The 11,860-nt window shown below is 69.5% G+C and carries 12 protein-coding genes; 5 read left to right on the top strand and 7 right to left on the bottom strand.

Going from position 1 to position 11,860, the window contains the following annotated elements:
* Window positions 1-46: 46 nt before the first annotated feature.
* Both ACFX59_RS01395 and ACFX59_RS01400 read right to left on the bottom strand, forming a co-directional pair.
* Window positions 47-469 carry a hypothetical protein gene (locus ACFX59_RS01395; protein WP_354295481.1) on the bottom strand — a complete coding sequence of 141 codons (423 nt, stop codon included), beginning with the start codon at window positions 467-469 and terminating at the stop codon, window positions 47-49.
* Window positions 466-1,227 (bottom strand): prepilin peptidase, encoded by a 762-nt coding sequence (locus ACFX59_RS01400; RefSeq protein WP_387428900.1) that lies wholly within the window; start codon window positions 1,225-1,227, stop codon window positions 466-468. The genes ACFX59_RS01395 and ACFX59_RS01400 overlap by 4 nt, the downstream gene beginning before the upstream one ends.
* 90 nt (window positions 1,228-1,317) lie before the next feature.
* Here ACFX59_RS01400 and ACFX59_RS01405 point away from each other — a divergent pair, with 90 nt between their 5' ends.
* Window positions 1,318-2,499, top strand: a complete 1,182-nt coding sequence (locus tag ACFX59_RS01405; protein WP_387428903.1) for an acetyl-CoA C-acyltransferase — start codon at window positions 1,318-1,320, stop codon at window positions 2,497-2,499.
* Window positions 2,500-2,706: 207 nt separating this feature from the next.
* On the opposite strand, the gene ACFX59_RS01410 is transcribed toward ACFX59_RS01405, so the two are convergent.
* Complete coding sequence (locus ACFX59_RS01410; protein WP_387428906.1) at window positions 2,707-3,195, bottom strand: SH3 domain-containing protein; 489 nt, start codon at window positions 3,193-3,195, stop codon at window positions 2,707-2,709.
* 153 nt (window positions 3,196-3,348) lie between these two features.
* Here ACFX59_RS01410 and ACFX59_RS01415 point away from each other — a divergent pair, with 153 nt between their 5' ends.
* Window positions 3,349-4,347 (top strand): 2-hydroxyacid dehydrogenase, encoded by a 999-nt coding sequence (locus ACFX59_RS01415; protein WP_387429610.1) that lies wholly within the window; start codon window positions 3,349-3,351, stop codon window positions 4,345-4,347.
* Between the two features lie 258 nt (window positions 4,348-4,605).
* Entirely contained in the window at window positions 4,606-4,797 is a 192-nt protein-coding gene (locus tag ACFX59_RS01420; protein ID WP_307100247.1) for a hypothetical protein, read from the top strand.
* 2 nt (window positions 4,798-4,799) lie between these two features.
* Here the strand turns inward: ACFX59_RS01420 and ACFX59_RS01425 are convergent, their stop codons facing one another.
* The 4 genes from ACFX59_RS01425 to ACFX59_RS01440 all read right to left on the bottom strand — a co-directional run bounded on the left by ACFX59_RS01425 (window position 4,800) and on the right by ACFX59_RS01440 (window position 9,029).
* Window positions 4,800-5,285 carry a hypothetical protein gene (locus ACFX59_RS01425; RefSeq protein ID WP_387428909.1) on the bottom strand — a complete coding sequence of 162 codons (486 nt, stop codon included), beginning with the start codon at window positions 5,283-5,285 and terminating at the stop codon, window positions 4,800-4,802.
* A gap of 8 nt (window positions 5,286-5,293) precedes the next feature.
* Window positions 5,294-6,697: an NAD(P)H-dependent flavin oxidoreductase gene (locus ACFX59_RS01430; RefSeq protein WP_387428911.1), complete on the bottom strand. Its 1,404-nt coding sequence runs from the start codon at window positions 6,695-6,697 to the stop codon at window positions 5,294-5,296.
* Window positions 6,698-6,797: 100 nt separating this feature from the next.
* On the bottom strand, window positions 6,798-7,934 hold the full coding sequence (locus tag ACFX59_RS01435) for a glycosyltransferase (RefSeq protein WP_309696836.1): 1,137 nt from the start codon (window positions 7,932-7,934) through the stop codon (window positions 6,798-6,800).
* Window positions 7,935-8,168: 234 nt separating this feature from the next.
* Window positions 8,169-9,029 (bottom strand): alpha/beta fold hydrolase, encoded by an 861-nt coding sequence (locus ACFX59_RS01440; protein WP_387428914.1) that lies wholly within the window; start codon window positions 9,027-9,029, stop codon window positions 8,169-8,171.
* A 37-nt stretch (window positions 9,030-9,066) separates the two neighbouring features.
* Here ACFX59_RS01440 and ACFX59_RS01445 point away from each other — a divergent pair, with 37 nt between their 5' ends.
* Complete coding sequence (locus tag ACFX59_RS01445; RefSeq protein ID WP_387428917.1) at window positions 9,067-10,443, top strand: protein adenylyltransferase SelO family protein; 1,377 nt, start codon at window positions 9,067-9,069, stop codon at window positions 10,441-10,443.
* Window positions 10,444-10,453: 10 nt separating this feature from the next.
* Window positions 10,454-11,860: a succinylglutamate-semialdehyde dehydrogenase gene (gene astD / locus ACFX59_RS01450; RefSeq protein ID WP_387428919.1), complete on the top strand. Its 1,407-nt coding sequence runs from the start codon at window positions 10,454-10,456 to the stop codon at window positions 11,858-11,860.

An 11,860-nucleotide genomic window follows, 5' to 3' on the forward strand; every position in this document is an offset into this window, starting at 1 on the left:
CGTCAACGCCGGAAGGTCAGTTGGAGTTCCCCCTACAGTTCACTTCTCACCGCGCGGCGGGCGCACATCCCACCAACCCGCCGACCGGCACGGCGATCTCATCCTGTCCGTCGCGGCCGATCCGCAGCGTCGCATCGGAGACGATCGCCCCGTCCTGAAGCGTTTCGCGCTGTGCGATGGTCATCGACAGGGTGGCGGTCCATCCGCCCCCGGCAAAGCGGGTGCTGTCGGCGAAGCCCAGCGTCCCCGCCCCGCTTCCCTCGGCGGCAGGCAGGTCGCGGACTGTCCCGTCGACCAGGATGCGCAGCCGGGCGGGCTCCGCCATGGCGACCAGCCGCTGATCCTGCACCGTCCACAGATAGGCGGCGCATCCCCGTTCGGGCAGTTGCTGGCGCGGCAGGGTGCCAAGCACCGGCGGGGCGGCTGGCGGCGCTTGGATCAGCGCCAGGGCGAGGAGCGGCGACATCATGGCGCCGATGCTATCATCAACAGCCAGCTCGGGTAAGCGGCGATGGCCAGCAACAGCCCCAGCGGCACCATATCGTCCCCCGCGATCCGCCTGCCCGACAGGCGGCGAAACGCGACATGGCCCAGCCCGATCACGCACGCCGCCAGCAGCAGGGCGGGCAGCATCCGCCAGCCCAGCCACAGCCCGATCGCGCCCATCAGCTTGGGGTCGCCACCCCCCATCCCCTCACGCCCCCGCCAGCGGCGATACGAGGCGGCGATGGCCCAGAGCGTCCCGAACCCCGCCAGCCCGCCGACGATCCGGTCCCCCAGTGACGGCGCGAAGCCCAGCGCGCCGGTCAGCAGCCCCGCCCCCGCCAGCCAGGCGGTCAACCGGTCGGGCAGCCACAGCGCCATCGCATCGAGCGCGCCCAGCGCCAGCAGCGACCAACCGAGCAGTGCGCCGGTCCAGCCATCCGGCCCGGCGACCCACCCTGCCGACACCCCGATCAGCGCGGCCAGCGACTCGATCCGAAAATGGACCGGATCGATCCGCGTCCCGCACCGGGCACAACGCCCCCGCAGCGCCAGCGCGCTCAGGATCGGCACCAGTTCCCAGGGACGCAGCGGCGCGCCGCAGCCGTCACAGGCCGATCGCCCGCGCAACACCGACCGGTCGTCCAGCCAGCGCAGCACCAGCGCCGCGACGAACGACCCGGCGATCGCCCCCGCCAGTCCATAGATACCGGCCCAAAGCCCCGATGCCGCCCCGAACGTCATGGCCCCGCCCCTAACCGCCCGCCCCTTTGCGCGCCACGGGCAAAAGGCGTAAGGCCGCAGCAAAACACAGATCACGGAGAGCATGCCGCCATGACGGATCCCATCGTCATCCTGTCCTATGCCCGCACCCCCATGGGGTCGTTCCAGGGCAGCCTGTCGGGCCTGTCCGCGACGCAACTGGGCGCCGCCGCCGTCAAGGGCGCGGTCGAGCGTGCCGGCGTCGATCCCTCGGCGATCGAGCGCATCCATATGGGCTGCGTCCTCCCCGCCGGGCTCGGCCAGGCGCCCGCGCGGCAGGCGGCGATCTTCGCGGGGCTGGGCGAGCAGGTCGAGGCGACCACGGTCAACAAGATGTGCGGATCGGGGATGCAGGCCGCGATCATGGCGGCCGAGGCGCTGGCGGCGGGCTCGGCCGATCTGATCGTCGCGGGCGGCATGGAGAGCATGACGAACGCGCCCTATCTCAGCCACAAGCATCGCGGTGGTGCGCGGATCGGGCATGATACGCTCTACGACCATATGTTCCTCGACGGGCTGGAGGACGCCTATGAGCGCGGGCGGCTGATGGGGCATTTCGCCGAGGAGGCCGCACAGGATTATCAGTTCACGCGGGCGGCGCAGGATGATTTCGCCATCGCCTCGCTGGAACGCGCCAAGGCGGCGCAGGCCTCGGGCGCGTTCGACCGCGAGATCGTGCCGGTCACGGTCAAGACCCGCAAGGGCGAGGAACAGGTCGCGCGCGACGAGCAGCCCGCCAAGGGCGATGCCGCCAAGATCCCGACGCTCAAGCCCGCTTTCTCCAAGGACGGGACGATCACGGCGGCCAATGCCTCGTCCATCTCGGACGGTGCGGCGGCGCTGGTCATGACGCGGGCGAGCGTCGCGGAGCGGCTGGGCCTGACCCCGATCGCGCGGGTCGTGGCGCAGGCCGCCCATGCCCATGCCCCCGCCCGCTTCACCACCGCGCCGGTCTTTGCGATGCGCAAGGTGCTGGAGCGGGCGGGCTGGTCGACCGGCGATGCCGATCTCTACGAGGTCAACGAGGCCTTTGCCGCCGTCGCGATGATCGCGATGCACGACATGGGATTGTCGCACGACCGGCTGAACGTCCATGGCGGCGCCTGTGCGCTGGGCCATCCGATCGGCGCCAGCGGCGCGCGGGTGCTGGCGACATTGCTCTCGGCGCTGGAAACCCAGGGTGCGCGGCGAGGTGTCGCGTCATTGTGCATCGGTGGTGGCGAGGCGACCGCGATGGCGGTGGAGTTGATGTAGGCGATCCGGGGTCGATCGCTAAGCGGGACCGGAATCCTACCGAGATCATCGCCTGCGGCCTGCCCTCCCCCATCCCCTCCCGCTTGCGGGAGGGGCGTGCCTGGTGCATCGGCAGGGCCAGATCGCCCCCGTCACCGCCCCTCTTCTTCTCCCCTCCCGCAAGCGGGAGGGGCCGGGGGAGGGCCAGGTGCCTCGCAGAGACTGCCCTTAAGGAACGACCTCCCCCGGCTCGACGCCCCAGATCGACCCGACCGGCACGAAGCCCGCCTGCCCCTTCACGTCCAGCCGACACCAGCCGCCATTGCACTCGCTGATCCGCCCGACCACGCCCGGCGCGGCGCGCCACAGCGTCTTGGCGGTCTCATTGGGGGCCGATCGCATCGGCAGCGGTTCGGTACCGCGCACGATCGCGGTGCGGGTGTTGCGCAGCAGGACCGCCAGCATCCACCCCTCGGTGCCGTCGGGGTCCTGCACCTTGCGCCATTCCTTGAACGCGGCGACGACCTTCACCGGCAAATCGGGGCGGCGATAGGTCCAGCTGGCGGGATAGGCGCGCGCCGGGCCGGTCCGCATCCGCGCCAGCGACGCGCCGATCGAGCCGTAATAGGGTATGGCACGCTTTTCGGGCGCGGCGATCGCCGCCGGGGCGATCGGTCCAGCGGACAGGAACACCGCCATCAAAGCCAGTCCGAACATGGACCTGCGCATCATAATTCCTTCAATTCGCCCCGCCCCCGGCTCTACGCCGAGGCGGGGGGGCGCTTCAACCTTGTTCGCACGAGTGGCGAGGGACGGCTGGCGCGGGATCGCCGGTTGACGGACCGGCGGGCTTGGCCCAATCCCTTGGCCATGGTCGATCCGCGCCGCTGCCTGAACCCCAGGGTGGTCGTCACCCGCGAACTGCCCGATCCGATCATGGACCGGATGGCCGCGCTGTTCGACACGCGCCTCAACCGCAGCGACGAGAAGTGGGACCGCGCGCAACTGACCGAGGCGGTGGCGGATTGCGACGTGCTGGTCCCGACCGTCACCGACGCGATCGATGGCGATCTGATCGCGCGCGCCGGGCCCCGATTGAAGCTGATCGCCAATTTCGGCGCGGGCGTGAACCATATTGACCTGAAGGCCGCCCGCACGCGCGGCATCATCGTCACCAACACGCCGGGCGTCCTGACCGAGGATACGGCCGACATGACGATGGCGCTGATCCTGTCGGTGCCGCGTCGCCTGCCCGAAGGGGAAAAGCTGGTCCGCTCGGGCGCGTGGAAGGGCTGGAGCCCCGGCGGGATGCTGGGCCACCGGATCGGCGGCAAGGCGCTGGGCATCGTCGGCATGGGCCGGATCGGACAAGCGGTCGCGCGGCGCGCGCGGGCCTTCGGCCTGTCTATCCATTACCACAACCGCCGCCGCCTGCCCGCCAGCATCGAGGCGGAGCTGGGCGCGAGCTGGTATGGCGACCTCGACACGATGCTGGGCGCGGTCGACATCGTGTCGATCCATACGCCGCTCAACGCCGACAGCCACGACCTGATCGACCGCCGCCGGATCGGCCTGATGCGCAGCCATGTCTATCTCATCAACGCCAGCCGGGGCGGCATCGTCGACGAGGACGCGCTGGTCGACGCGCTGGAGGCCGGGCGGCTGGCGGGCGCGGGGCTGGACGTGTGGCGGCACGAGCCCGAGATCGATCCGCGGCTGCTGGCATTGCCCAATGTCGTGCTGACCCCGCATATGGGCTCGGCGACGCTGGAGGGCCGCATGGCATCGGGCGATCGGGTCATCGCCAATATCCGAAGCTGGGCCGACGGCCACCGCCCGCCGGATCAGGTGTTGGAGGGGTGGCTTTAGGCCTCGGGCCTCTCCCCTCTCCCCTCTCCCCTCTGCGAGGGGCGAGGGAAGGAAAGGCATGACGGCATATCGCGCCGATCTGTTCGATTCCTGTGAGCCTGCCCGGACTCGATTGCTCCGATGCGGCTCATGTCCTTCACCCGCACCCATTCGGACCGGCGGTGCCCGCCTCTCGCCATCCATATCAAAATGTTGCGGCGCGGAACCGTCGTCGGGTCGCCGCATTCCCCTCCTGTCATCACAACAGGAGCTACCCCTATGAAAAAGCTGGCTATTGGCCTGACCCTTGCCGCGACCGCCTTCTCCATGTCGGCCTGTTCGACGCTGAAGGGTGCCGCGATCGGCGGTGCCGGGGGCGCAGGGGTCGCGGCGGCGACCGGGGGGAGCGTGGAAAAGGGCGCGGCCGTCGGCGGCACCGCGGGCGCGGTGGTCGGCACCGTCGCCGACTGATCCTATCGGGCGGGAGAGGCCGCGCTCGGCCTGGCTCCCGCCCGTTCGAGCGCCGCGATGCGCGGGGCGTCCTTGGACCGCCCGAAGAGATGGAACAGCGACAGAAGTTCGTCCTGGTCGGGTACGAACAGCACGCCATCGTCGACCGGGACCCGATCCCGGGAAAGCGGCTCGACCCGCCGCCAGCGCCCCCCGGCCTTGACCTGAAATCCCGCCATCACCTCGACCGGAACGGGCCAAGCCTCGGACCGTGCAAAGACGGCCGAGCGAAATAGCGGATCGGGCGGCAGGGTCAGCGACCTGATGCCCAGCCGCTCCAGCACCGCCTCGGCCAGCGACACATCGATCAGCAGATCGATGTCGTTCACCCGCCCGGCCTCGACCCCGTGCAGCAGGACCGCCGCGCTGCCGATGATCCACCAGCCTTCGGGAAACACCGCCATCGCCCGCGCGACACCTTGCAATGTCGCGCGAAGCTCCGGCGTCATGACGGCGATCAGTCGCCGGTCAGGATGCGGTCGACCAGCTGCTTCACGGTCGGCACGAAGCCATTGGAATAGAAGGGATCGCGCTTGAAGTTATAGGCCGCGTGCCCGGCGAACATCAGGTTCTGCTCGACATCGCCGCCATGCGCGATCTCCTGCAGCGTCTTCTGGATGCAGAAGCTGCGCGGGTCGGCCAGGCGGCCGGTCGAGTTGGTCTCGCTGTCGGCCCAGCTGGAGAACAGGCATTGCGACAGGCAGCCCATGCAGTCGGCCTGATCCTTGCGGATTTCCTTGGCCTCCTCCGGGGTCACGAAGACCAGCGTATTGTCGGGGGTCTTCAGCGCCATGGTGAAACCGCTGCCGAACCACTCGCGCGCGCGCAACAGGTCGCCCTTGGTCACCCAGAAATTCTTGCCCTTCACGCCCACGTCGAGCTGGAAGACATGGTCGCCCGCTTCCTGGGTCGAGAAGGCGATCTGGCGGTCCGAGCGCGCCTCCAGACTGCGCAGGAAGGGATTGCGCACCGCGCTGGAATAAAAGCCGGTCGGCGAGAAACGGTGGAGCAGGACATCGCCCTGCTCGATCGTCATCAGCCGCTGCTTCCACTCCTCGGGGATCGGGCTTTCCTGGGTCAACAAGGGCCGCGTGCCGAACTGGAAAGCGATCTTGCCCAGCTCGGGATTGTCGATCCAGTCGTTCCAGTCGCGCAGGTACCAGACGCCGCCCGCCATCACGATCGGCACCTCGTCCGAAATCCCGCCCTCGCGCATCGTATCGCGCAGCGCCTTTACGCGCGGATAGGGGTCCTGGGGCTGCAACGGGTCTTCGGCGTTGGACAGGCCGTTATGGCCACCGGCGAGCCAGGGATCCTCATAGACCACCGCCGCCAGCCACTCCGACGCCTTGGAATAGGCCCGCTTCCACAGCGCGCGAAAGGCCCGGCCCGAAGAGACGATCGGCAGATAGCTGACCTGGTGATGCGCCGCGATCTCGGACAGCTTGTAGGGCATGCCGGCGCCGCAGGTGACGCCCGCGACCAGCCCCTTGGTACGCGCCAGAACGCCTTCCAGCACCCGCTGCGCGCCGCCCATTTCCCACAGCACGTTGATGTTGATCGCGCCCTTGCCACCGGCAATGTCCCAGGCGCGCTTCACCTGCTGGACCGCGCCCTCGATGGCATATTCGATCAGTTCCTCATGCCGCTCGCGCCGGGTCAGCGCGCGGTAGATCTGGGGAATGATCTTGCCGTCGGCATCATAGCTGTCGGCATTCACCGCCGAGACGGTGCCGACGCCGCCAGCCGCAGCCCAGGCCCCCGCCGAGGCGTGGTTGGTGGCGGCAACGCCCTTCCCGCCTTCGATCAGCGGCCATACCTCGCGGCCGTTGTACAGGATGGGGCTCAAGCCTTTGAACACGTCGTTACCTTGTCTGTCCGAAAGGGCCTCATATAGCGTGTTAGGACCGCTTAGCGAGCGGGAATTAACGGCACGGCCCGGTACGACGCTCCATGGCGGATCAGCCGAGCGCGCCCGGTCGGCCCAGCACCTTTTCGTACAGGGCCTTGTAGCGCGCGACCATCAGGCTTTCGTCGAACTCGGCCCGCGCCCGCGCCTGGTTGGCCGCGCCAGCCGCCGCGCGGTGATCGGGATTGAGGATCAGCGCCTGGATCACGTCGCGCAGGCGCACCTCGTTGGGATGGTCGGTGATGAACGGCTGATTGGCCTCCGACACCATCGACGCCACGTCGCCGACCGGCAGCGAGGCGATGGGCAGGCCCGCCGCCATCCCCTCCAGCACCGAGATCGGCGCCTGTTCGGACAGGGAGGACAAAGCGACGATGTCGAAATGCCGGATGAAGCGATAGGGCCGGTCGAGAAAGCCCGGCATGACCAGCCGGTCGGCGATGCCCATCGCAGCGGCGGCCTGCTGGATGGTCGCGCGCTCCGGCCCCTCGCCGACGATCACCAGCCGGAAGCGCCCGGCGATGCCGCCCATTGCGCGGACCAGCATCGGCAGGTTCTTGACGACGCGCAGGCCCGCCAGCGCGCCGACGACCACCTCCTTGGGCTGGCGGACGAAGCCGGGGATCGCCTTGGGCTCGGGGTCGCGGGCATAGAGCGCGGTGTTGATGCCATTGGGGATGCGATGCACCCGCTCGGCGGGCTGTTTCCAGGTGGTGCGCGCAATCCCCTCCAGCACATGGCTGGGCACCGCCAGCGCATCCGCCGCCGACAGGGCGATGCGGCGATAGATGTTGCGCTCCAGCTTCAGCCCGCGCGCCTCGTCGGCGTTGAACCCGTCCTCGTGATGGACCAGCGGCGGCGCGCCCTTGGCATAGACGCGGCGCGCCATCACCCCGTCGATCGCGCCCCAATTATAGGTCAGCACCAGATCGAAGCGGCGCATATAGGCGGCGATCGCCTCGTAGCGCTTGACCGAGGGCTTGCCGGTCAGCGGCGGCGCATCCTGCGCGATCTCGTAGCGGATCCCCTTGGCGATCGCATCGCGCGCACCGAGTTCGTCGGGCAGCCCCGAGACGATGGTGTGCTTCGCGGCATCGCCGAACGCATTCATCAGCGCGACCGCCCGCGCCTCCTTGCCGCCCAGCGAGAAGGAGGAATGCAGGTGGAGGATGTGGAGCGGACGGGCCATGCCCGCCGGATTAGCGGGCATCGGGAACGTTGAAAACCACTCGCGCCGCCCAGCACTCGTCTTTTCCCGAACAACCAAGCGTCGTCGCGATCGTCGGCCCCTGCCCCAAAACCTGAACCACCCCGGCGGAGGCCGGGGTCCAGTTGCGGCACGGAGGGGGCAGATCAGCAGCGCTTACCCAACTGGATCCCGGCCTTCGCCGGGATGGGGCTGGTGGGTTCTTGAAGCGCCACCCTACCCCGCCACCCGGTCGAGCAACCGGCCGATCCCCGCCAGCGCCTCCGGCTCGGTCAGCAGCGGCGTGTGGCCGACGCCCGGCACTGTCACCAGCTCGGACGGCGACAGGCGCGCCGCCATGCGCTCCGCCACGCCCGCGCCCAATATGTCGGACCGCTCGCCGCGCACGACCAGCGTCGGCACGCCGTTCAACGCGTCGAGCGCGGCCCACATATCGGGTCCGCCCTCGGTATTGGGCACGCGGAACGGCTCGGCGATCTTGAGGTCATAGTCGAGGACGATCCGCCCCGCACTGGTCAGGCGGTGGGTGCGCTTGGCCATGGCCAGCCAGTCCTCGACGCCCCAGCCGGGATAGATGTCCTCATTGGTTTCCTGGACGCAGCGCGCGGCGTGGAGCCAGGTCGGGAAGCTCTGCCCCCTGCCGACATAGCCGCGAATGCGCGCCAGCCCCGCCGCCTCGATCTCCGGCCCGATATCGTTGAGCACCGCGCCCGCCAGCCGCCCGCGCGCGGTCGCCGCCAGCACCATGGTCACGATCCCGCCCAGCGAGGTGCCGATCGCGACGAACCGGCCGATGCCCAGTTCGTCCAGCATCGCATCGACATCCTGGACATAGGTGAGCGGCACATAGCTCATCGGGTCCTTGGCATAGGCGCTCTCGCCCCGCCCCCGGAAACTGACCGCGATCACCCGCGCGCGGCCCGCCAGCGCCTCGGCCAGCCCTTCGAAATCGCGCGCGTTGCGGGTCAGGCCGGGCAGGCAGATGACGGGGGGCAGCGCGTCCGACCCCGGATAGTCCCGTGCGTGGAGCCGCAGCCCGTCTTTCGACCACCAATAACGATTCTCATAGGCCGTCATGCTTGAAGGTCCTCCGGTGCCGCCTCCATATCGCGGCATGCCCGTTTCCCCGCAAGCCTATCGCCCCGCCCGCGCCCTGACCGAGATCGCCGACATCCTCGCCGATCCCGTCGCGCCCGCCGACTTTCCGCAGACCATCCTGCGCTTCCGCAACGACAGGGCGGCAGCCGAGATCGGGCTGGACACGCTGACCGACGACGAATGGGTCGCGCATCTCGGCCGGTTCCAGCCGCTGCCCGACACGCTGCCCGGCCCGGTCGCGCTGCGTTATCACGGCCACCAGTTCCGCCAGTATAATTCCGACCTGGGCGACGGGCGCGGCTTCACCTTCGCGCAGATGACCGCGACCGATGGCCGGCTGCTCGAACTCGGCACCAAGGGATCGGGGCAGACGCCGTACAGCCGGTTCGGCGACGGTCGCCTGACGCTGAAGGGCGGGGTGCGCGAAATCCTGGCGACCGAGATGCTGGAGGCGCTGAACGTCCCCACCTCGCGCACGCTGTCGCTGATCGAGACGGGCGAGGCGCTGCACCGGGGCGACGAGCCCTCCCCCACCCGCTCGGCGGTGATGGTGCGGATGAGCCATGGCCATATCCGCATCGGCAGTTTCCAGCGGCTCGCCTTCGAGCGCGACGAGGCCGGGATGAAGCGGCTGGTCGCCTATGCCCTGCATCACCTCTATGGCGAGGACTCTGACGATCCCGTCCGGCTGCTGACGCTGGTGGCGGAGCGGACCGCGACCCTGGCGGCGCGCTACATGGCCGCCGGATTCGTCCATGGCGTGCTGAATTCGGACAATATCAACGTCACGGGCGAGAGCTTCGACTATGGCCCATGGCGGTTCGCCCCGGTCTGGGACCCCGAATTCACCGCCGCCTATTTCGACCAGAGCGGCCTCTATGCGCTGGGCCGTCAGCCCGAGGCGATCCAATGGGACGTGATGCAGCTCGCCTCCAGCCTGCGCCTGATCGCCGAGAGCGAGCCGCTGATCGCGGCGCTCGACGGCTTTGCCACCACCTATCAGACGGCGATCGTCGCGGCGATCCTCTGGCGGCTGGGCGTCACCCCGCGCGAGGCCACCGAGGACCGCGCGCTGGTCCAGACGTTCGAGCGCGCGCTGCGCACCAGCCAGGCCTCGATCGACCGGACCTATTTCGACCTGTTCGGCGGGTCGGTGCCCGATCATTATGACGAGACGTGGGACGCGCTCCGCGACCTGATCGAGCCCTATGCGCCGCGACGCGCCCGCGATCACGCCTATTGGCAGGGCTCGCCCGAATCGATGCTGATCGACGAGGTCGAGGCGATCTGGGCGCCCATCGCCGAGCGGGACGACTGGACGCCGCTCTACGACAAGGTGGAGCGGATTCGCGCGATGGGCGCGGCGCTTGCCGGGGGTCCCGGCACGGCCTAGCCTCGCCGCCATGACCCAGTTCCTGTCGACCCATGAGCCCGCCACCGGCGCGCTGATCGCCCAATTGCCGATCGGGGATGCCACGCGCGAGGTCGCCGCCGCGCGTGCCGGATGGCCGGGCTGGGCGGCCACCCCGCTGGCGGAGAGGATCGCCACGCTCCACCGCTTTGCCGAACTGGTACGGGAGCGCGCTGCACCCTTTGCCGAGCTGATCGCGCGCGAAACCGGCAAGCCGCTGTGGGAGGCGGCGACCGAGGTCGACACCGTGGTCGCCAAGGTTGCCATCTCGATCACCGCGCAGTCCGAGCGTGCGGGCGAGCGCTTCACCGACCAGCCGGGCGGCGGGCGCATGGCGCTGCGCCACCGGCCGCACGGGGTGCTGGCGGTGCTGGGGCCCTATAATTTCCCGGCGCACCTGCCCAATGGCCATATCGTGCCCGCGCTCCTCGCCGGGAATGCGGTGGTGTTCAAACCATCCGAAAAGACGCCCGCGACGGGGGCGTTCCTGGTGGAATGCTATCATGCGGCGGGCGTGCCGGACGGGGTCGTGCGGCTGCTGGTCGGCGGGCCCGACCAGGGGCGGGCGCTGGCGGGGCATGAGGGTATCGACGGGTTGCTCTTCACCGGATCGGCGCGGACCGGCATCGCGCTCAACCGCCAGTTCGCCGAGCGGCCGGAAAAGATCCTCGCGCTGGAGATGGGCGGCAACAACCCGATCCTCGTCTGGGACGATCCCGATCCGGATGCCGCCGCCGCGCTGATCGTCCAGTCCGCCTTCACCACCGCCGGACAGCGCTGCACGGCGGGGCGGCGGCTGATCGTCGAGGATCGGCTTTACGATCCGGTGATGGCGGCGCTGACCCGGCTGACCGACCGGCTGATCGTCGGCGCGCCGCATGACGCCCCGGCGCCCTTCATGGGGCCGGTGATCGACAATGCGGCGGCCGATCATCTTCTCGCACGGGCCGACGAGCTGATCGCGAGCGGCGCGACGGTCGTCCGCCCGCTGGCGCGTCTTACCCCCGGCCTGCCGCTGCTGACCCCCGCGATCCTCGACGTGACCGATGGGACGGAGCGGCCCGATGACGAGCTGTTCGGCCCGGTCCTACAGGTTTCGCGCGCGCGGGAATTCGGGCAGGCGATCGAACAGGCCAACGCCACCCGCTACGGCCTGTCCGCCTCGCTGATTTCGCCCTCGCGCGAGCGGTACGAACAATTCTGGATCGGCATCCGCGCCGGGATCGTCAATTGGAACCGCCCGACCAATGGCGCGGCGTCGAGCGCGCCGTTCGGGGGCATCGGCTGGTCGGGCAATCACCGCCCCAGCGCCTATTACGCCGCCGACTATTGCGCCTATCCGGTCGCCAGCGCCGAGACCGACCATATCGCCGCCGCGATCCCGGTCGGTCTTCGCTGA

It is taken from the genome of Sphingomonas sp. NCPPB 2930, assembly GCF_042867205.1.
Classification (GTDB): Bacteria; Pseudomonadota; Alphaproteobacteria; order Sphingomonadales; family Sphingomonadaceae; genus Sphingomonas.